At 45.5% G+C, this 20859-nt stretch carries 22 protein-coding genes and 1 riboswitch; of the genes, 11 read left to right on the top strand and 11 right to left on the bottom strand.

Translation table 11 applies throughout. From position 1 onward, the window contains the following. Window positions 1–155: 155 nt before the first annotated feature. On the bottom strand, window positions 156–917 hold the full coding sequence (locus NFR98_RS06905; RefSeq protein WP_026683811.1) for a 2-keto-4-pentenoate hydratase: 762 nt from the start codon (window positions 915–917) through the stop codon (window positions 156–158). A 693-nt stretch (window positions 918–1610) separates the two neighbouring features. Next, window positions 1611–2045 carry an Rrf2 family transcriptional regulator gene (locus NFR98_RS06900; protein ID WP_026683812.1) on the bottom strand — a complete coding sequence of 145 codons (435 nt, stop codon included), beginning with the start codon at window positions 2043–2045 and terminating at the stop codon, window positions 1611–1613. A 174-nt stretch (window positions 2046–2219) separates the two neighbouring features. Between NFR98_RS06900 and hmpA the strand changes: the two genes are divergently transcribed. Next, on the top strand, window positions 2220–3431 hold the full coding sequence (hmpA, locus tag NFR98_RS06895; protein ID WP_026683813.1) for an NO-inducible flavohemoprotein: 1212 nt from the start codon (window positions 2220–2222) through the stop codon (window positions 3429–3431). A gap of 254 nt (window positions 3432–3685) precedes the next feature. Here hmpA and NFR98_RS06890 read toward each other — a convergent pair whose 3' ends face one another. The 3 genes from NFR98_RS06890 to NFR98_RS06880 form a co-directional block, all read right to left on the bottom strand. After that, on the bottom strand, window positions 3686–4438 hold the full coding sequence (locus tag NFR98_RS06890) for a sulfite exporter TauE/SafE family protein (RefSeq protein ID WP_017552138.1): 753 nt from the start codon (window positions 4436–4438) through the stop codon (window positions 3686–3688). Window positions 4439–4769: 331 nt separating this feature from the next. Next, window positions 4770–5222, bottom strand: coding sequence for a Dps family protein (locus NFR98_RS06885; protein ID WP_026683814.1), 453 nt, complete (start codon window positions 5220–5222; stop codon window positions 4770–4772). 548 nt (window positions 5223–5770) lie between these two features. Then, window positions 5771–6757, bottom strand: coding sequence for a Gfo/Idh/MocA family protein (locus tag NFR98_RS06880; RefSeq protein ID WP_026683815.1), 987 nt, complete (start codon window positions 6755–6757; stop codon window positions 5771–5773). A gap of 253 nt (window positions 6758–7010) precedes the next feature. On the opposite strand from NFR98_RS06880, the gene NFR98_RS06875 reads away from it, so the two are divergent. The 4 genes from NFR98_RS06875 to NFR98_RS06860 all read left to right on the top strand — a co-directional run bounded on the left by NFR98_RS06875 (window position 7011) and on the right by NFR98_RS06860 (window position 11587). Next, entirely contained in the window at window positions 7011–8087 is a 1077-nt protein-coding gene (locus NFR98_RS06875; protein ID WP_017552144.1) for an ATP-binding protein, read from the top strand. A 216-nt stretch (window positions 8088–8303) separates the two neighbouring features. Further along, window positions 8304–9872 carry a peptide chain release factor 3 gene (locus tag NFR98_RS06870; RefSeq protein ID WP_026683816.1) on the top strand — a complete coding sequence of 523 codons (1569 nt, stop codon included), beginning with the start codon at window positions 8304–8306 and terminating at the stop codon, window positions 9870–9872. A gap of 116 nt (window positions 9873–9988) precedes the next feature. Then, entirely contained in the window at window positions 9989–10459 is a 471-nt protein-coding gene (locus NFR98_RS06865; RefSeq protein ID WP_014095643.1) for a hypothetical protein, read from the top strand. Window positions 10460–10505: 46 nt separating this feature from the next. Beyond that, window positions 10506–10654, top strand: a riboswitch (yybP-ykoY riboswitch). Window positions 10655–10783: 129 nt separating this feature from the next. Continuing rightward, the gene (locus NFR98_RS06860; protein WP_014095642.1) at window positions 10784–11587 is read left to right on the top strand and encodes a TerC family protein; all 804 of its coding nucleotides are present in this window, start codon (window positions 10784–10786) and stop codon (window positions 11585–11587) included. Between the two features lie 44 nt (window positions 11588–11631). Here the strand turns inward: NFR98_RS06860 and NFR98_RS06855 are convergent, their stop codons facing one another. Beyond that, window positions 11632–11832, bottom strand: coding sequence for an alpha/beta-type small acid-soluble spore protein (locus NFR98_RS06855; RefSeq protein ID WP_014095641.1), 201 nt, complete (start codon window positions 11830–11832; stop codon window positions 11632–11634). A gap of 217 nt (window positions 11833–12049) precedes the next feature. Between NFR98_RS06855 and ykzP the strand changes: the two genes are divergently transcribed. From ykzP to NFR98_RS06835, 4 genes are all read left to right on the top strand, one after another. Further along, a complete protein-coding gene (gene ykzP, locus NFR98_RS06850; RefSeq protein ID WP_014095640.1) occupies window positions 12050–12211 on the top strand; it encodes a protein YkzP in 162 nt (53 codons plus the stop codon). Continuing rightward, window positions 12208–12345, top strand: coding sequence for a protein YkzE (gene ykzE / locus NFR98_RS06845; RefSeq protein ID WP_014095639.1), 138 nt, complete (start codon window positions 12208–12210; stop codon window positions 12343–12345). Before ykzP ends, ykzE begins: the two co-directional genes overlap by 4 nt. Before the next feature lie 236 nt (window positions 12346–12581). After that, on the top strand, window positions 12582–14099 hold the full coding sequence (locus NFR98_RS06840) for a PAS domain-containing sensor histidine kinase (protein ID WP_014095638.1): 1518 nt from the start codon (window positions 12582–12584) through the stop codon (window positions 14097–14099). Beyond that, complete coding sequence (locus NFR98_RS06835) at window positions 14038–14508, top strand: methylated-DNA--[protein]-cysteine S-methyltransferase (protein WP_026683817.1); 471 nt, start codon at window positions 14038–14040, stop codon at window positions 14506–14508. The genes NFR98_RS06840 and NFR98_RS06835 overlap by 62 nt, the downstream gene beginning before the upstream one ends. 40 nt (window positions 14509–14548) lie before the next feature. Here the strand turns inward: NFR98_RS06835 and NFR98_RS06830 are convergent, their stop codons facing one another. Together NFR98_RS06830 and NFR98_RS06825 are read right to left on the bottom strand one after the other, a co-directional pair. After that, window positions 14549–14953, bottom strand: a complete 405-nt coding sequence (locus NFR98_RS06830) for a YkvA family protein (protein WP_230951775.1) — start codon at window positions 14951–14953, stop codon at window positions 14549–14551. A gap of 142 nt (window positions 14954–15095) precedes the next feature. Next, on the bottom strand, window positions 15096–15239 hold the full coding sequence (locus NFR98_RS06825; protein ID WP_187287755.1) for a hypothetical protein: 144 nt from the start codon (window positions 15237–15239) through the stop codon (window positions 15096–15098). An 89-nt stretch (window positions 15240–15328) separates the two neighbouring features. Here NFR98_RS06825 and NFR98_RS06820 point away from each other — a divergent pair, with 89 nt between their 5' ends. Further along, a complete protein-coding gene (locus NFR98_RS06820; protein WP_014095635.1) occupies window positions 15329–15619 on the top strand; it encodes an aspartyl-phosphate phosphatase Spo0E family protein in 291 nt (96 codons plus the stop codon). A 286-nt stretch (window positions 15620–15905) separates the two neighbouring features. Here the strand turns inward: NFR98_RS06820 and NFR98_RS06815 are convergent, their stop codons facing one another. Next, the gene (locus tag NFR98_RS06815) at window positions 15906–18062 is read right to left on the bottom strand and encodes an ATP-dependent Clp protease ATP-binding subunit (RefSeq protein ID WP_026683818.1); all 2157 of its coding nucleotides are present in this window, start codon (window positions 18060–18062) and stop codon (window positions 15906–15908) included. 524 nt (window positions 18063–18586) lie between these two features. Between NFR98_RS06815 and NFR98_RS06810 the strand changes: the two genes are divergently transcribed. Further along, window positions 18587–19621 (top strand): YkvI family membrane protein, encoded by a 1035-nt coding sequence (locus NFR98_RS06810; protein WP_014095633.1) that lies wholly within the window; start codon window positions 18587–18589, stop codon window positions 19619–19621. Between the two features lie 80 nt (window positions 19622–19701). Here the strand turns inward: NFR98_RS06810 and NFR98_RS06805 are convergent, their stop codons facing one another. Then, entirely contained in the window at window positions 19702–20319 is a 618-nt protein-coding gene (locus NFR98_RS06805) for a CPBP family intramembrane glutamic endopeptidase (RefSeq protein WP_014095632.1), read from the bottom strand. A 246-nt stretch (window positions 20320–20565) separates the two neighbouring features. Beyond that, window positions 20566–20754, bottom strand: a complete 189-nt coding sequence (locus NFR98_RS06800) for a YkvS family protein (RefSeq protein ID WP_014095631.1) — start codon at window positions 20752–20754, stop codon at window positions 20566–20568. Window positions 20755–20859 lie beyond the last annotated feature (105 nt).

Genomic DNA, 20859 nt, shown 5'->3' with positions numbered 1-20859 from the left:
CTTGTGCGGGTGTGGCATTGTGGATGTCTGGAAGGGAGGGATATCTGCAGCCGCGGTTCATTGTAAACAGGTGCCTGTATGTCCAAAAAAACATCTCCTGCTGGCATTTTCGGAGATGTTTTTTGCTGCGCATTTGTTATGCGGACGCATCATTTCTATTCTGTGACCGTCAATTTCACCGTACCAATTCCTTCAAATTTTCCGCTATATGTTCCAGCTTCCAGCGGCTTTGGCAGGATAAATGTGCCGGATGAGACAAACATGCCCGGTTCAAGCGCTGCCTGATGTTCGCCTAGTTTTTTCAGCAGCCATTTTACGGCATGAACTGGATGCCCCATGACAGCTGAAGATTTGCCTTCATCGAGCACCTTGCCGTTAAGGAGCAATTGGCCATGGATATTATTAATATCGCCATATGTATAATCTTTGGCTTCCCCAAAAGCTACTTTTCCGCCGACAGCCCCGTCTGCGCAAACTTGTTCTTTTGGCATTTTAGGGAACCAGTCCTTAAATCGGGAATCAGGAATTTCCAATCCCGGCGCAACTTGTGTCTTTTGGATGATTTCTGCTTCAGACGCGTCTGCCGTAAGCCGTTCTTTTACAAGAAAAACCAATTCCAATTCGATCAATGGATTAAGCGTATCTTTGCTGAGGGATATATGGTTTGTCACCTGCTGATCGGTCAACTCGCCGTACAATGGTTCACGCGCATCAAATAATGCCTGCGTTTCGGGGCTTGTCATGCTGATCTTATACCCATTTAACGTTTCATGGTTTTCTTTTTTTGCCGCAGTAAAAGCATGCTGCATCCGATAAGCCTCATCTAAATCAATGCCTGCCGGAAAAACATCCTTATTCAGCGCTTTTCTATTTTTGTAAGCATCATATAAGGTATTTAAAAAAGCTTCCTTTAGCATCGCCAAACCACCTTCTCCAAAATTTTTATATTTATATAATTTATCTATCATTTTAACACTTTTCAGGAAGGTTGGAAAAAATTTTTTTGGAAAAGACGGCCTTTCTTCACGTAGAGGGCGTCTATGTTAAGGAAGCACAGAAAAATGAAGGTCTTTCTTCACGTAGGGAGCTTCTACGTTAAGGAAGCGTGGAAAAAAGAAGGTCTTTCTTCACGTAGAGGGCGTCTATGTTAAGGAAGCATGGAAAAACGACGGTCTTTCTTCACGTAGAGGTCGTCTACGTTAAGGAAGAGCGAAAAAACGAGTCTCTTCCTTAACATAGGGCGCGTTTCAAGTGCAAGCTTTTTCCTGCATTTTTATAACATACTTGCATTCAATTTTTATCAAAGCTGTCAGCATCCTTGCCAAACCTTTTGCTTATTCAGCAAACCCTAATTAGTCGAATAAATGATTTGCTTAAAATAAATTTAATTTAAAAAATGCTGAGTAAATAGCCTTTCTTATTGATATCAAATTCTGTATACTCACTTAAATCATATGAATAGAATTGCACTAAATGTTCAAGTACAGATTTATTTCCATATGTGACTTTTTTAATGTCTATGTTTATTTTGTTCACCTTATTTCATTTTTGGTTTTTCTTTACTTCTACCACTATTTTGATCTCGGGATGTGACGCTGCACCACTTAGTTTTATTTTACAAGCAGTTGCCTGTAGGATAAGGGATCTTTTACTAAATCTTCTAGTGTATATTTGTCGAGCACGCGGAGATAAGCGATGAGGGCTTCGTTTAAAACATGCTTTAATCCGCAAACGGGGGAGATGATACAGGCGGAAGCCCCGTCTTCCATACATTCGACTAATTTAAAATCATCTTCTGTTATGCGGATCAGTTTTCCGACATTAATTTCGCGGGGATGCTTGTTCAGGCATATGCCGCCTCCCCTTCCGCGCACTGTTTTGATCAGCCCGAGTTTGCTTAACTCGTATGTGATTTTCATTAAATGATTTTTTGAGATGTTGTAGGCATCCGCAATTTCTTTGATGCTGGCTAATTTTCCTTCTTCCAATGAAGCGAGATAGATTAATTCACGCAAAGCATAATCAGAGTAATGGGTTAAACGCATTTATATCACCTGCCAACCCCATTATACCCGTTCCCCTCGAAAATGGCGCTCATTTTTTCCTTTTCGGAAAATGTGATAACTTTATTAAAGATGTATTTAAAATATTGCTTTAAAAACAAAGGAGCACTATCTTAAAGATATATTTTAAATATTACTATTTGGAGAGTGGAAATCATGTTATCGCAGAAAACCATTGAGATCGTAAAATCAACTGTGCCCGTATTAAAAACACAAGGGACGGACATTACTACATACTTTTATAAAACCATGTTTGCAGCACATCCCGAGCTGCTGAATATTTTTAATCAAACGAATCAATCACGAGGAAGGCAGCAAACAGCACTCGCCAATGCCGTACTTGCGGCGGCTTCTTATATTGACCATTTGGAAACCATCTTGCCGGTTGTGGAACAAATTTCACAAAAACACCGTGGCCTGGGCGTTAAACCGGAGCATTATCCGATTGTCGGGGAATTTTTACTAAAAGCCATTAAAGAAGTATTAGGAGATGTGGCCACGGAAGAGGTTTTACAGGCTTGGGCTGAAGCATACGGGGCCATTGCTGATGTTTTCATTCAAGTCGAGAAAAAAATGTATCAAGAAGCTGAAACCCAAAGAGGGGGATGGGACGGTTTTAAACCGTTTAGAGTTGTAAAAAAGGTAAAAGAGAGCAATGTTATTACTTCCTTTTATTTAAAACCTACGGACGGGGGCCCGGTGCCATCCTATCTTCCGGGGCAGTACCTTACACTAAGAGTGAAAATTCCAGGCGAAACATATCTGTTTAACCGCCAGTACAGCCTTTCATGCGGGCCGGGGCATGAGTATTTCCGGATTTCGGTGAAACGGGAAGCAGATCATGAACCGAACGGGAAGGTGTCAACATATTTACATGATCAAGTAAAAGTGGGAGACGAGCTGGAGATCAGCGTACCGGCCGGCGTCTTCACACTTGACGATGAGGCTGCACCGATTGCCCTAATTAGTGGCGGGGTTGGCTTGACACCAATGATGAGTATGCTGGAAGCTTTAGCGGATGCCAGCTCTAAACGTGAAGTCCATTTTATTCATGCTGCCCGCAATGAAGAATTCCATGCTTTTAAAGAGGAAGCAAAGCACCATATTGAAAAGCTTGAAAACGGGCATTATTATTTTGGGTACGGGCATCCCCTTCACGAAAACAGCGGCTGCGATTTCACAGGCCATCTTTCCAAAGCATTTTTGGAAAAGATTGTAACCACGCAAACGGTTTGTTATATTTGCGGACCGGTTCCGTTTTTGAGAAATGCAGTGCAGATTTTAACGGAACTTGGCGTTGCCAAAGAAAATATCCGCTATGAATTTTTTGGGCCGGCAATGGAACTGGCGCCGGCTGCAGCCGTTTAACCGAGCGGGGGAAAGAAAACTCCGTGATGAAACGCTCATTTTTTCATGCCGGCACATCGTTTGCGACCTGAACCAGTCCCTTTTTCCCGCAATTTTAAAGCGGGAAGGGGCTGTCCCATTTTGGCTCATGCAATGAAGATCGCGAAATGCTTTTGGAAATAGTGACTGAATTTCACGATCAACCAACTGTTTCGTCCTTACAAAAATAAGGGGCTCCCATCAGCCGTCTAACGACTTTTGGGACAGCCCCTTTTTCATAAAATCAGCAGCAAGCTTGCGACAATTGGAACGGCAATCATCGAAGACTTTAGCAGCGAGACGGGGGCGCGGTTTGTAAATTTGGCACCGATGTATGCGCCGGACATTGTGCCGATGACGACTTCCACAAGGAGCCCAAGATCGAGTGTCCCTTGCTGGAAGCTGGCGAGTCCGCCGCCTATTGCAATTGGGATAATGACCATCATGGTTGTGCCGGCAGCCTGGCGGACGGATAAGCCGAGAAGGATCATTAAGCCAAGCTGGATAAATGGTGTCGAGCCGATCCCGAACATCCCTGAGAGCGCGCCGGTTACGATGCCGAGCAACAGCGAGCGGGTCACAAAACGGGGCCCGAACGGAAGGGTTTTTGCCTGGATGGATTGCTTTTGCAGCAAAAACATTCTGAGCCAGAGCAGAAAGGCTGAAAACATGAGCATGCCGGCTGTGAGCCATTTTAGTTCGCTACTCGCAATATGCGCGGAGACATGGGATCCGGCCCAGGCTCCGGCAGCGCCTATGATGCCGGTTGTAATGCCTGCTTTAATGGAGACATTGCCTTCCCGGTAATGGCTTACCGCCCCGGAAAATGAAGAAAAGATCATGGCTGTTAAAGCAGTCGCAAGCGCGGTATGGATCGAAACCCCGAATAAAATCGTCAGCAGGGAAATGATAAAGCCCGCGCCGCCTGCCCCGATAAAGCCTAAAATAAGTCCTGTTAAAAACATCGTAATCAAGATGGAAACATGCATGATGGAAAATCCTTCTTTCGCATTGTACTTCTTCCATTTTATCCGGAACCGCAGGCCTTGTCACGCTGCCGGTTTTTGAAACGGCGTGGCCCCATCCGGAAGATTCGTGCCCGCATCATATGCGGCTGGCTTTACCATATATGAACGGAATACTGCTGCTCTTTTGCCTGTAAAGCCGCCATCATGCAATGGGTGCCGGGGCTTCATGTATTAAATCAGACAATGAAAAGGCGGTTATCAGCATTCTAAAGGCCAGATCGAAAAAGCGGCGCCCATTTTGCAGCATGAAAAAAACGGCTCCATTCTTGAAGAACAGGGCCGTTTTGGGGGTTTATTGCGTAACCGGTACAGCGAGTAGCGCGCTCAGCATCCAGATGGTTTTTTCAACGCTTTCCACAAGCGTTGTTGCCATGTCAGCCGTGCCATAATCATGATTGTCTTCAGCAAGTGCGATCAATTTTTTCAGTTCGCCGGCGATTTGTTTGTAGTCTTTTACAAGGGATTCCACCATTTGTTCAGCGGTTAAGCCGGATTTTGCTTCTTCAATGGTTGCAATTTCGAGGTATTCTTTGAAAGAAGCAGCCGGTTTTCCGCCGATCGCAAGGATGCGTTCTGCAAAATCATCGACCACCGTGGCAGCTTCGTTGTACAGTTCTTCAAATTTTACGTGCAGCGTGAAGAACAGCGGGCCTTTTACATACCAGTGGTAGTGGTGCAATTTTGTGTATAGGACGCTCCAGTTTGCAACTTGTACGTTTAACGCTGTTTCAATATACATTTTCATTCCTCCCCGGGTTTTGGTCTTGCTATATTTTTATTATAATATATATCACTTAAAAGTCAATATTAAATTATAATAATTATAAACAAGGTGGGAATGTTGATAATTTGTCCGTCTCTATCTGGTTTAATAACAATACGCCCCAAATCATCATCCCCCAGCCGTCCCGGTTTTCTCTGGTATTAAACGCAAAGGCAGGGGACAAGCGAATGCGTTTATTGCACAATATGCTCCAATTAGCACTCCCCCGGCCGCTTCACCTTTCGCTGGTTTTAAAACGCAAAGGTAGGGCAAAGAAGCTCCGCTTGCCCTCGCTTTCTACACGGTACGCTTCTGAATAGGCATCCCCCGGCCGTCCCGGTTTTCTCTGGTATTAAACGCAAAGGCAGGGGACAAGGAAATCCCGCTTGCCCCCGTTTTCAAATGCAGGGACAAGGGATTCCCTTATTGCCCTTGCCATCCGTTTTCAAATTTCCCCCGGCCTGTTGCCCGGTTTTTGCGCTTAAACTGCACGGTACGATCCGGAATCAGATTTTCTCCTGGAACGGTTTTTAGTTTCTGTCGGTTTTAAAGACAATCCCGTTTTGTTTCCGCGATTTTTCAATAACCGAAAGGACTTCATAACTGGACTGGCGCAAGGTTTCATACGTTTTTCTATCATTTTGCGCGATGATATCGGCAAAATCATTGATTTCATACATCATATTTTGCGCTTCCTGCTCCCGCGAGAAGAGGACCGGCTCCTTTGTCCGTACATCGGCAAACTTCATCTTTTCCAATTCTGAGATGCCTTCAATAATAATGCTGCCTTTTTCGCCGTGGATTTCGCTCGGAATATAAGAATGGGAAATTTTTGAGCAGATCACGGTAATATTGAACCCTTCGTATTGCAGGACAAGGGTGCCAGCCCCGTCAATGCCGTTCCGCAAAAGGACCGGGAAGTACCGGCTGTCTTTCGGTGCGCCGAATAACCAGACCGCAAGCGAAAGCGGATAGACGCCAAGATCCATTAATGCCCCACCGGAGAAATTCCGCGAGAATACGTTTGGCTCTTCACCGGCAAGGAATTTATCGTAGCGGGAAGAGTATTGTACATATTGGAAAATTCCGGTTCTGATTTGGCCAACATCCTTTAATTTTTCTTTTAAAAGGGCAGTATTCGGATAATGGATATTCCGGATTGCCTCAAATAAAAATACACCGTTCTGATCGGCAACACGAAAAGCTTCCTTAAATTCTTCCGTATTCGAAAAAATCGGTTTTTCGCAAATGACATGTTTTTTGTTTTTCAGAAAAACGAGCACTTGTTCAAAATGGAGCGCATTTGGTGACGCGATATAAATAGCATCAATGTTCTCGTTTTTTGCCATTTCTTCAAGATCCGTAAACATATTCGGTGCGCCATGTTTTTCCGCCATTTGTTCAGCGCTTTCTTTTTTGCGCGAGTAAACGGCTTCAAGGGTTAATTTTCCGGATAATTTTGCTGCTTCAATAAAAGCAGAGGTAATCCAGCTTGTTCCAACGGTTGCAAAACGCATAGCATCGCTTCCTTTTCTCATTTTATCTTGATACGTTCATTGTATCACATGTCGAAACGGTTGATAAACAGTGAGGATTCGACATAAAATTTTATAAATAAATGGATATTTTTGTTGAAAAAGATATATAGTTGAAATATATATACATAATCACAGGAATGCCCGGTCTTCATCAGACATATATTGAGCATGAAAGTTCATTTCAAAAAAGCTTGAAATACGGATTGATAGAAAGATAGGCAGGTGCAAAAATATGGGTGTCGGAAAAATACATTATGAATTTATGGATCTCCCGCTCCGCTTTCATCTTTTTTCTGCTGTTGTCGGAATGGACGGTATTTTAAAAAGCATTTCCTCTGATATGCAGACTGTAACGGGTTTTGATGCCGGCGACTGGGTAGGAAGGCCTTTTTCTGCTTTGATGCACCACGATGACCGCAACAAATGGGTAGGCATTCTAAATGGAGAGAAAGAAGAAATGGGTCTTTTCATGTACAGGATGAAATCGAAAAACGGAGATTACAAATGGGTGGAGTCGACTTATGCCATCTTTAAAGATTTAAAGTATGGCGAAAAGCCTCATATCCATTTGCTGACGAAGGATATGACGGTTGTCAAGGAATTATACGATTATCTTGTTTCATCTGAACAACTGTCCATGGTCGGACAACTTGCTGCAGGCATTGCACATGAAATCCGGAATCCGCTCACGTCAATTAAAGGCTTTTTGCAGCTGATGCAGGCTGGTGTAATTGATACAGGCAATTACCTCGATATTATGCAAAATGAAATTGAACGGATTGAAATGATTTCAAGCGAGCTGCTTTTTCTCGGCAGGCCGAAAGCATCGGATATGAAAGTTTGCTGCTTGCAAACATTGCTTGATGAAGTGCTTGTTTTAATGGAAACGCAATCGTACGGAAAAAACATCCAAATTGAAACGGTTTTTCCATCGCAGCCCATTTTTATTTCTTGTGACGATTCAAAAATGAAGCAGGTATTTGTGAATTTAATCAAAAACGGCCTGGAGGCGATGGAAGAAGGGGGAACGCTGACCGTTGAACTTTCGGTGGCCGAGGAACGTGCAGCCGTTGCGATCCGGGATGAGGGAATCGGGATCCCACCGGAAAAATTGGAAAAAATCGGCCAGCCTTTTTATACGACAAAAGAGCGCGGCAACGGGCTTGGTTTAATGGTTTGTTACCAGATTGTAAGAGAGCATAACGGAGACATTTCCATAGAGAGCAAACCCGGGGAAGGCACTGTTTTCACCGTGGTTCTGCCCTGGGCGGGGCCGGACGGGGAACAGGAGGCATCTGGCAGTTTTTGATGCGCGCCTCAAAGCATCCGGCAATCTGTGAAGCCAAGAAGAACCCGGCCTTTCCGGCAGATTTCTTCCATTGAGAATAAGGAAAAACTGTTGTATGCTTATGTACAGTCTCCAATGGCCGGATGATTTGTGCACTGTTTATTAGGAAGGTGAGGGCCGATGTAAAAAAACGATGCAAAAACAAGCCTACTCTACATGATTGAAAGGAACTGACATATGGCAGGATTTGAAGATGAAGTGTTATCAAGAAGGACTTTTGCGATTATTTCCCACCCGGACGCCGGGAAAACAACGTTGACGGAGAAGCTGCTTCTGTTTGGCGGGGCCATCCGCGCCGCCGGGACGGTCAAAGGCAAAAAAACCGGGAAATTTGCGACTTCCGACTGGATGGAAATCGAGAAGCAGCGGGGCATTTCCGTTACTTCTTCCGTTATGCAGTTTGAATATGCGGGAAAAAGGATCAATATTTTGGATACGCCTGGCCACCAGGATTTCAGTGAAGACACATACCGGACACTGATGGCCGTCGACAGCGCCGTTATGATCATTGATGCTGCAAAAGGGATTGAGGCACAGACGATTAAACTGTTTAAAGTGTGCCGGATGCGGGGGATTCCGATTTTTACGTTTATCAATAAATTGGATCGCCAAGGGAGACCGCCGCTTGAGCTGTTGGCTGAACTGGAGGAAATCCTCGGCATTGAATCGTATCCGATGAACTGGCCGATCGGCATGGGGAAAGAATTTCTCGGCATTTATGACCGTTATCACCGCCGCATCGAGCAGTTCCGCGTGGAAGAAGGGGACCGGTTTCTCGCGTTAAATGAAGCGGGTGAAGTGGAAGGGGATGCCCCGATCAAAGAAAACGCGCTGTATGGCCAGGCGTTGGAAGAAATCATGCTGCTCGATGAAGCGGGCAATGAATTTTCGGAGAAGCGGATTGCAAACGGCACGCTGACGCCGGTCTTTTTCGGCAGTGCCCTGACAAATTTCGGCGTGCAGACATTTCTGGAAACGTATCTTCAATTTGCGCCGCCCCCTCAAGGAAGAAAGACGGACGAAGGGGTGGTGGATCCGTTAAGCGAACAATTTTCGGGTTTTGTGTTCAAAATCCAGGCGAATATGAATCCCGCCCACCGCGATCGGATTGCGTTTATCCGTATTTGTTCTGGAAAATTTGAACGCGGCATGTCCGTCACGCTTGCAAGAACCGGAAAACAAATGAAACTGTCCCAGTCAACCCAGTTTCTTGCGGATGACAGGAGCACGGTTGAAGAAGCGGTTAGCGGCGATATTCTCGGCCTGTATGATACCGGCACATACCAGATTGGCGACACAATCTTCTCCGGGAAACAGCCGGTCCAATTTGAAAAGCTGCCGCAATTTACACCGGAACTGTTTGTAAAAGTATCGGCGAAAAACGTGATGAAACAAAAAAGTTTCCATAAAGGGATCAACCATCTCGTTCAGGAAGGCGCGATCCAGCTGTACCGCACATGGCATACGGAAGATTATATTTTAGGGGCGGTCGGGCAGCTGCAGTTTGAAGTGTTCGAACATCGCATGAAAAATGAGTATAACTCCGATGTCGTAATGGAATCGATCGGTTCCAAAATTCCGCGCTGGGTTGAGGGGGATACGGTGGACGAATCCCTTTCCAGTTCGCGCAGTCTGCTTGTGAAAGACCGTTTCGGAAAACCGTTGTTTTTATTTGAAAATGATTTTGCATTGCGCTGGTTCACGGACAAGCATCCCGACATTAAACTGTATAATCCGATGAATTAAAAAACACTGTGCGGCTTTGCCGTACAGTGTTTTTTGCATTTTTCCGGGGCATGATAAGAACACGTAAAAACGGGAGGATTATGACTAGCCAACTTCAGCTTTAAAGGGGCATGTGCATGAAAAAATTAGCACCGCTTGAGGCGATTGTTTGGAACATTGCCTTGCCAGGGTTTGCCCAGCTTTTGGCGGGCCGTTATGTGAAGGGCATCATGTTTCTTTTTATGGAGTTTCTGATTAATGTGAACAGCCGTTTTAATGAAGCGATCATGCTCAGTTTTCTCGGAAGAACAAGGGAAGCCGGCAACATTGTCGATTACGGATGGCTGATGTTTTATCCTTGTCTATACTTTTTTGCCATGTGGGATGCATATAAAATGGCCCGCGGTAATCTTCAGCCGTATAGTTATCTGCCTTTTGTGTTTGCTGCTTACTTTGTAACGCTCGGATTAATGCTCTCCCCTGCGGTTATCGTCCGGCAAAAGATGCCCGGGCCTGTTTTTTTCCCGATGCTTTGCACCATCCCTGGACTTTTGGCCGGCGGGCTGCTCCGCATAATTTTAACGCGAAAATCGCATAAAAATAGTTGACGGAAATGGATGGATCCCATATAATCAAAATAACAGAATACTTTTGACAATTGTCAAAGGGGAGTAGCGTTAAGTGTGCATGGCACACTTAAAACAAAGTCGTCATTACATGATCCGTTTCGGCGGTCATCGGCTTTGTTGGCACCATTCGGATGTCTAGCAAGACCTTTGCCTGTACTGGCAAAGGTCTTGCTTTTTGTCTTTACAGGAAATTGTCAAAAGTGGCACTTCACTGATCACGCCGGTACGCGTCTTGGACCGGAATGCCGCTTTTGATCTGTAAGGGCAATGGTTCCGGGTGCCGGCAAAGGAGGACTTTGTGGAATGGATTTATCAATGCTATTCGAATATGCATGGGTGTTATGCGTATTGGTCGGACTGGAAGGAATTTTAGCTGCGGATAATGCGGTCGTGATGGCGGTGATGGTCAAACATCTGCCGCACGCGCAGCAAAAAAAAGCGCTCTTTTACGGGCTTCTGGGCGCATTTGTATTCCGGTTCACTGCCCTGTTTCTCATTTCGTTTCTTGCAAACATATGGCAGATTCAGGCTGTCGGGGCCGCTTACTTGTTTTTTATTATGATCCACCATTTTGTAAAAAAGCACCGGGAAAATGGCCCAAAACTTGCCGAAGCCGCATCGAAGCCGGTTTCTTTCTGGATGACCGTTTTTAAAGTGGAACTCGCCGACATTGCGTTTGCCATTGATTCTATGCTTGCAGCTGTGGCCATGGCTGTGACGCTGTCCCCGGCCGGCTCGTTTCAAATTGGGGGAATTAACGGCGGACAGTTCAGCGTTATGTTTTTAGGCGGGGTGATCGGACTGGTGCTAATCCGCTTTGCTGCCAACCGGTTTGTCCGCCTGCTGGAAAAATATCCGGGCCTTGAAGATGCCGCTTTTCTGATTGTCGGCTGGGTCGGGGTGAAATTGCTCGTTTTTACGCTTTCACACCCGGGCGTCGGGCTGATTGATGAACATTTCCCGGAGTCTGCTTTGTGGAAACTGATTTTCTGGGCGGTGATGCTTGCGATCGCAGCGGGCGGCTATTTTTTCTCCGTCCGCAAAAAAAATCGCAATAAAGAGGCGCAATCCGCCGGGAAATCGGGTAAAAAGCAGCAACAGATGTAAAAAAACCGGCAAAGCAGGCGAATCCCGCTTTGCCGGTTTTTCTTTTATTCCGGATTTTGCCCCAAAAGGCGGGACTGGGCCTCGCGCACGAGCCGTTTTGTCATTTCTCCGCCTACCGATCCGTTTGCCCGAGATACGGTATCCGATCCGAGCTGCACGCCAAATTCTTGCGCTATTTCATACTTTACTTGGTCCATGTATGCCTCAATCCCCGGTACCAACAATTTATTGCTGTTTCTCGCCATCATCATTCTCCTTTTTTTAAAAAATTGGCTCCTCTTTCTGCCGCCCGTATTGCGGCTTCAGCCTTTATGAATAGTATCGGCTTGCAGGAAAGAATTATGTTTGGAAACAGTTGTATTTGCATGCACCCTGAGCCGGTTTTGACAGATATTGCAGCCATAAGGGCGGTGGTGCGCGGGCATGCTAATGATGCAGGCAACCTGAAATGGAGGGGACGGCATGGCGAAACGAAAAGCGGAATTTGATGCAGCCGCGAAAAATAACAAAACCCCGAAAGAGAATCTGGCTGAAACAGCTTTCTCCACGGAATTTGCCCGCGGGGAAGAAGCGGTGAAAGGGGCAAACCGGAATTCAAAAAAAGGCAGGAAAGGGCGTTCATGAACCGCAGGAAACAAAATGTCCGGGAAGAAGCGGGGCTGGAATTCGGGGACATCAATGCCGGGAAGATATATGAAATCATGGCTGAAAGCGGAACCGGCAAAAAAAGAAAAAATGCAAAAAAAAATAAAAAATGAGGATGGCAGCCGCCATCCTTTTTTGCGGAAATGGCAGCAGGAATTCCCCCGTTGGACCACGAATTATCACCATATCATCCATCTTGCCAATTTCATTTGACATATCTTCTCAAAAAGAATATGTTCTTAAATAGCAGCTGGAAACCCTTATGCAGCAGACTTTTCCAGACATTTGTTGTGAACAGAAATATCATAAATTCAGGGGCATGCTTCTTATGAAGAAGGGGAGAACAAATTTGGGAACAGATCAGTTTATGAGCCAAAAGAAAAGGGGACTTGTATTAAGAGATCATGAGCAGCTTTACCGAACCCTTTTTTTGGAAGCAATGGATGCAATTGTATTTTGGGATCAAAACGGCCAGATCCTGTTGGCGAACGAAGCCGCTTTAAAAATTTTCGAGTGTACAATGGAAGAGTTTGTCGGGAAAAAGCTGAGCGATTTTGTTTATGTCGAAAACGGTGGGAATTGCCGGAAGTTCGACAGGCTAAACCAAATCCCGGCGGCCCGCGAAGAACTGCTGTTTAAAATGCCGAACGGGCAGCTGAAGCATCTCGAGTTTACATCCCGGTATATTAGCGCGGAAAATTACCATATGACCATTTTTCGCAACGTGAGCAGCCGTTACAAGATGGAACAGACGCTGCGGGACAGCGAGGAACGGTTCCGGAAAGTGTTCGAAGGATCGATCGACGGGATGGTCTTATGGAACTGGGATTTGAAAATTGTCGATATCAACCCTGCAGCTGCAAACTATTTCGACTGCAGCCGGGAAGATGCGATCGGGAAGAGAATCCAGAATTTATTGCTTACCAATGACGAAAAAATGCAAAAAGATTTTCTCCGCCATCTTTTTCAGTTAAAAGAGAACGGGACGGCAGATTATTTGTTTACTGCTTCAAAAGCCAATGAAACGAAATATTATGAGATTACGTCAAAAGGGAACCTGACGTCAAATATGAATTTAACGGTCATCCGGGATATTACTGAAAGAAGGGCGATGCAGGAGCAGCTTCGCAAATCGGATACCCTGAATATTGTCGGGGAGCTCGCGGCCGGCATTGCCCACGAAATCCGCAATCCGATGACGGCTTTAAAAGGTTTTATCCAATTGCTGCAAAACAGCATGAAAGAGGAAGAGCATTCATTATATTTTAATGTGATTACATCAGAACTGGCGCGGATTGAAGCGATTATTACCGACTTTCTGGTGCTGGCAAAGCCGCAGGCCATCCAGTTCCAAAATCACGATGTCCGAAAAATCATGCGCGATACAATTGGTTTGCTGAACGCCCAGGCGCTGATGCACAATATCCAGATTTCCTGCCACTTTGACGAGGGACTTCCGGATGTTTATTGCGAAGGCAACCAGATCAAGCAGGTCTTTATCAATATTATTAAGAATGCAATAGAAGTCATGCCGGATGGGGGAAAAATAGATATCGCGATTTGTTACGAAAAGGAAAAAGGGCTTGTCCATACGAGCATCCGCGATGAAGGGGAAGGTATCCCGGACGATAAAATAGAAAAGCTGGGCGAGCCGTTCTATACGACAAAAGAAAGAGGAACCGGACTTGGTTTGATGATCAGTTATAAAATTATAAAGGAGCATAAAGGCTTCATTCAAGTTCAAAGCAAAGTGCGGGAAGGCACAACTTTTCATATCTTTCTTCCCGTGCACCAGGAAGCAGGTGATGAAAATGGCTTTTATTTGGCTGGAAAGCCCAATCGGACCTTTAACAGTAAGGGCGAATGAAAGAGGCATTACGGCCGTTTCTTTCGGCAAAACAGATGAAGAGGGCATGCCGGAACCCCGCCACCCGCTGCTTCTGCACGCAGCCAGTGAACTGGAAGCGTATTTTGCAAAGAAAAGAACCCATTTTGATGTGCCGGTTTTTGTCTCCGGCACTCCCTTTCAAATGGCGGTTTGGAAAGCGCTGAAACAAATTCCGTATGGAGAAACGTGCTCGTATCAAGACATCGCCGAGGCGGTCGGGAACCCGAAAGCCGTGCGGGCCGTCGGGCAGGCGAACCGGAAAAATCCTGTTCCGATCCTGATCCCCTGCCACCGCGTGATCGGAAAAGACAAGTCGTTAACAGGCTATGCCGGGAGCCGCATCGATCAAAAAGCATTCCTGCTCCGTCTTGAAGGGGCGATTGTCTAAAAGGGGTATCGTTTTTCAAAGTCCCGCGCGGCCTTAAAGTTCAACTTTTCTCTCTTTTGTTTTTCCATTGCAAAAATTTTTCCAAATCCGGGGTCACTTGCGTCAGAAGAAAAGCGAGCACGGCGGTATCGTCAACAAGGCCCGCACCGGCAAGAAAATCAGGGATGATGTCAATGGGAGATACGAAATAAATAAGGCCGATTACAATCATGAGAATCGTCCGGTACGGAACAGTGCGGTATTCGCCTTTTGCCCATGCCCTGATCAGCTGGAAAAGGATGCGGATTTTACTCCACATATTGGCGAGCGTGATTTTGTTGGAGAGCGCTTTTTTCTCCGCACGGTTAACCAGATCGCCGGTTTTTCCCCGGTCATTTAAATACTGTTTTGCTTTTGAACGAAATAACCACCCGGCTGCTTTTGCCAGCAGAAAATTTTTAGCCATCTGCTTCACTTCTTTCATGTCTTTTTCTCTTTTATTTTTCCACTGCATGACCAAAAAAAACATAGAGCTGTAAAAAACGGGTGGTTTTTTCGGGAGATGTGAAAATTTTTGGTGAAAATTTTGTCTAATATTGCGATTGTATTTACATTTCCGTCAAGACCTGCGATACTACTTTAGTAATGGTAAAATAAGCAGGATGGGGGCAGGGCTTTTGCGCCTTTCCGGCTTGCAGCGCAACTTTTGTCACGATGCCATCAAGCGGAAAACCGGCAGTATCATCCGCCATTTTCCATGTGTAACACCTCACATTTTTGAAGCATAATCGGGGGATAACAATCATTCAATAGAAAAAGAGAACTAAAGGAGAATTTTGAAGTGGACACGCACATGTTAGAGGAGAACAAGTATCTGTACAGGATTCAGAAAAAACGCCAGGAAATGATGGAACTTGGGAAAAAACTGGGCCTGACGCATGAGAAAACGGTTCAGTGCAGTCAGCAGCTGGATTCGCTCATGAATGAGTATGAAGCCTATCGGAAGCAGTACAATACCCGGTCATCCGAAATGGTGATTATTCGGGAAATGTCATTCATATTGTATGAAAAAGTGCAGCGGCTCAATTTGGCTGAAGCGAGAAAAACGCATAAAGCCATGCAGATTGTTTAACGAACAGGGGAACTGCTTCCAACCTTTTGCATCTTGATTTTGCTCCTTTGAGTGCGGATGAATCCCTGATCAATATTCCGGATGAATATGTTTCCCGCCTTTTTGTTTGGACTGGTTTTGTGCCGGGGAATAGAACCCGACCTTCTTCCGATTGATTACAACAATCAGGTTTGGACTGCGTTCGATCTATTTACAGGCATAAAAAAATCCGGCAGACGGCCCGTGTTGTCCATCTGCCGGAATGCATAAAACCGGCATGGGCTGTGTCCGCATGCCGGTTTTTGCTTTATTTTTCCGCGATGACAATGTCGCCTTCGCGAACTTCCGCTTTTAAGTTTTTGCTTTCCGGATGGTCGAGGATAAAGTCGGCGATCCGGTCTTCGATTTTTTCCTGGATGACGCGGCGGATCGGGCGTGCCCCAAATGCCGGGTCATAACCGAGTTCGGCGATTTTTTCTTTCGCTTCTGCTGTCACGTCAAGTGTAATCGCTTGTTCGTTCAGCGTTTCATCCAGTTCACCGAGCATCAGGTCAACAATTTTAACCAAATGTTCTTTTTCAAGTGGTTTAAATTCGACAATATTATCGAAACGGTTCAGAAACTCCGGTTTGAAGAAGTCGCCGAGCGAATCGAGAATATTCGATTCTTTGATCGCTTCGCTTTTAGCAAATCCGACTGTTTTATGCTTAAATTGGGTGCCGGCGTTGCTCGTCATAATGATGACGGTATCTTTGAAGCTGACCGTCCGCCCTTGGGCATCGGTTAAGCGCCCGTCATCGAGAATTTGCAGGAACATGTTCAAAACATCCGGGTGCGCTTTTTCAATTTCGTCGAGCAAAATAATGCTGTACGGGTTGTGGCGCACTTTTTCCGTCAGTTGTCCGGCATCTTCATAACCGACATAGCCGGCAGGTGCCCCGATCAGTTTCGAGACGCTGTGTTTTTCCATATATTCGCTCATGTCAAGCCGGATCATTGCATCTTTCGTGCCAAACAGTTCTTCTGCGAGCCGTTTCGTCAGTTCCGTTTTTCCGACACCGGTCGGGCCGACGAACAGGAACGAACCGATCGGGCGACTTTGCGCTTTCAGGCCGGCACGCGAACGGCGGATTGCTTTCGCTACTTTCCGGACGGCTTCTTCCTGGCCGATCACCTTTTTAGCAAGGTTTTCTTCCAGATGCTGCAGTTTTTTCGCTTCATCCGCTTCGAGTTTGCCGACCGGAATACCCGTTTTCTTTTCGACAATTTCCTGAATTTGCGTGACATCGACAACCGGTTTGGCTTCAACTTGGCCGGAAGTAGCCAACTCGTTCAGTTTTTGTTCTTCTTTTTTCAATTCGGCTGCTTTTTCATAGTTTTCTGTTGCAAGCGCAGTTTGTTTTTCCTGTGCAATTTCAGCAAGCCGTTTTTGGATATCTTCTTTGCTCGGAACCGCAATCGTCAGGTTCAATTTCGAACCGGCTTCATCCATCAGGTCGATTGCCTTATCCGGCAGGAAGCGGTCCTGGATGTAGCGGTGCGACAATTTCGCACAAGCTTCAAGCGCTTCATCGGTATAGGCAACGTGATGGTAGTTTTCATACCGGTCTTTTAAGCCGCGCAAAATCATGACGGTTTCTTCAAGGGTCGGTTCATTGACTTGTACCGGTTGAAAACGCCGTTCAAGTGCGGCATCTTTTTCAATTTGCCGGTATTCTTTCAAAGTTGTCGCGCCGATCACCTGGATTTCGCCGCGGGCAAGCGCCGGTTTCAAAATGTTGCCAGCGTCCATCGAACCTTCTGCAGAACCTGCGCCGACAAGCAGGTGAATTTCGTCAATAAACAGAAGTACGTTTTTCCGTTGTTCGAGTTCGGCAATCAATTTTTTCATCCGTTCTTCAAATTGACCACGGATGCCCGTGTTTGCAACAAGTGAAGCTACATCGAGCAAGTAAACTTCTTTATGCCGCAGTTTTGCCGGAACTTGTTTTTCAACAATTTTTAAAGCGAGCCCTTCCGCAATGGCGGTTTTCCCGACGCCAGGTTCGCCGATTAACACCGGGTTGTTTTTATTGCGCCGGTTTAAAATTTCAATGACGCGGGCGATTTCTTCATCACGGCCTATGACAGGGTCGATTTGCCCGGCCCGTGCAGCGGCGGTCAGGTTGCGGCCGAACTGGTCAAGTAGTCCGTTGCCACCGCCTTGTGTTTGCGTTTGTACGGTTTGTTTCGCGCCGTTCGGCTGGAATCCGTTGGCATTCATTTGGTTAAAGAGGTCGTTGAATCCTCCGAATCCGAAGTTTCCAAATCCGTTATTCATAAACATGCCTCCCCAGTTGTTTTCGAATTTTGCACGTTCTTTTTGGTAGCAGGACTGGCATAGGTTCAATGTTTTTTGGTTTCCGTTCACATTTATATGCATTCCGATCGTCGCTTCGTTTTGATGGCATTTGTCACATAACATCAAACATTCCTCCTTTGATCGGTTTGATTTTGACTATCTTTGACTAATGAGATTGAAAAACAATCAAAGCGTTTTGATTTGCTTTGACCTTGATTGGGAATGAGTATAGCTCAAAATTTCACAAGATGCAAATCTTTTGCATGCACCTCTTTGATGCATTTTGGCCTTTCCAGCACAATGGCAAATTTGTCTTATGCTGAAAACAAGTAAATGACATCTGCGTATCACCTTTTGACTATCTTTGACCTTTCTGATATCAGTATACAACAGCGCGGTCCGAAAATCAAAAGATCTGCATTTGCCATTAACGCTTATCAGCCAATGGTGTTATCTTTTCTTTGACCAACTTTGATCTTTGCCTATAGTATAGGACAACTTTTTTTGCTTGTAAAGGGGTTTTTGACTTTTTTTGACCAATTTTTTACCGGCGGAAATGAACCGGCCGGGCTATTTTAAGAAAGCGGGACATAGGATAGTAACGGAGCTGACAGGTTGTCTTATTTTTTCTTAAAGGGGTGCAGGCGTTGAATAAGTGGGGCGGTGCTGTCCAAATCGCAGCCGTTTATATTGGAACGGTCATCGGAGCGGGGTTTGCAACAGGGAAAGAAATTACCGTTTTTTTTACACAGTTTGGGCTGTATGGATTGCTTACCATCTGCCTTTCAGGGTTTTTGTTTATTTTCTTTGGTACGAAAATGATGGAAAAAGCGATCGATTTGCATGCGGATTCCTATGAAACTTTAAACCGGTATTTATTTGGCAAAAAAGCGGCCGGTTTCGTGAATGTGATGATGATGGCCATGCTTTTCGGGGTTTGCGGCGTCATGCTGTCCGGTGCGGGTGCTGTTTTCGAGGAGCAGCTTCATATTGGGAGGGAAATAGGGATTTTATTGACGGTGCTTCTTGCCTTTCTTGTCATGTGTTTTGGCATCAAGGGGCTGCTTGGCGTCAACACATTTGTTGTGCCGTTGATGCTTTTGTTTAATTTTCTGCTTTTGTCGCAGTCCGTCCAGTCACCCGGTTTTTTTCAAGCGCTCATGGCCCGGCCGGAAAGTGTTGATATGCCCCGTGCGCTTCTCCGCGCCCTTTCCTATGCGGCTTTGAATTTGGCGCTCGCGCAGGCGGTGCTTGTCCCGGTTGCGGCGGAAGTGAAAGATAAGGAAGTCGTCCGTGCCGGCGGGATACTGGGCGGGCTGTTTTTAACGCTCATCCTGATTTCCAGCCATTTGTCACTGGTCACGCTGCCGGACGTTGCCCAAGTGGAGATTCCGATGGCGCATATTGTGAAAGCGAGTTTTCCGGGCATTTATTTTATTTATGTTCTGCTGATTTTCGGGGAAATTTTCACTTCTATTATCGGGGATGCCTACGGGCTTGAGCGGCAAATGCAAAAATATATCCCGATGAAAAGCGGTTTGCTGTACGGGTTGATTTTTTCCGCCATTCTGCTGATCAGCAGCTTGCATTACGGCCCGCTATTATCGGTTTTATATCCCTTGTTCGGCTATTTCAGCCTTGTTTTTATGATGGCACTCGGAATAAAGACGATTCGGGGGTGACCGGTAAGGCATTCAAAACAGCTTTGCGCGGTTGTTATGCATTTGTGGCGGGCAAATGCCGAAAAAAGCCGTCCCCCTGCTTAAAAAATCGGCAGGAAGACGACAAGCAGCAAATCAAAGGTAAGATGCGACAAAATTTGTGCAGACAGGCTCCGTTTTTTTGCATACAGCAGCCCCCAGAAAATCGAACCGGCAAAAGCGGCAATGACCATGATTTTTAATCCGCAGTAAAAATAAACGGATGCGTTCAATACGGCGGAAATCAAAATCGCATATTTCGCTTCCATCATTTTCATGAGCCGGGCCTGGACAAATGAACGCCAAAAAATTTCTTCTCCGGGGATGAGAATCAGGACAAGCGCTAAGTAATGCCAGAAGGATTCGGGCGAAAAACGCCTGTATGCGCGGGCGACTTCATTGTCAAGCCCGCCCGGCAAAAAACCGAGTACTGTATTGCCAATTCTGAAAATAATATAGAGGAGAAAACCCGAAAAGATGCCATACAACAGCAATTGAAGGTACGGAAGCTTTTCGTGTTTTTCTGATTTTCCAAGAAAAACCGTGTAACTGATCAAAAACAGCATTGCTCCGGAATATAAATACCAAAAAACGGAGGTATCCCGAAACGTAATATATAGCAGAAGGTGGGCGATCAAGATACTTCCGAGAAGCTTTGTATCCACCATGTTTTTTGCCACCGCCAATGCGCTCCTTTCTTAAGTTCGCAAACCGCCGGCAAAAAACCGGGAAGGGCCAAAAAAAGAGATCCGGCCCCGCAGTCCGGCCTTCGCGGCATTGGGTCAAACAAAAATACAGTGAATATTTTAGCAGAGAAATAGGGAAAAAGGTATCCGGGAAAATAATGTTAAAAAATTCACAATCATAGAAACGGCAGTAAAAAAACCGGCATGTGCCGGTTTCTTACTGCGCGGTAAGCGTTTGAATTAATGTAAAGCCGAGTGGATAACCTGATAGTTTTTATGATTGACCACTGTTTTTTCATCAAGCTCCAGTTCCTGATAGTTTTCCATATAGGTTAAATCCACGATGACCGAGTTCTCGTTCACCTTTTCGACAATTCCTTGAAGCCCATCTTTAAATTCAATAATGTCACCAATTTGTGCTTTTTTCATTGCGGTCCTCCCGTAAGAAAGTATTGTAACCAGTTTGCACTATTTTTCTGAAAAGTTCAAGGCGAAAGGAACAGAAAAATACAAATCGGGCCGGTTTTAAAAAAT

The sequence above is a fragment of the Weizmannia agrestimuris genome (assembly GCF_943193165.1).
GTDB lineage: Bacteria > Bacillota > Bacilli > Bacillales > Bacillaceae_C > Weizmannia > Weizmannia faecalis.
The sequence above is the reverse complement of the archived record's forward strand: the minus strand, read 5'-3'. Positions and strand labels throughout refer to the sequence as shown.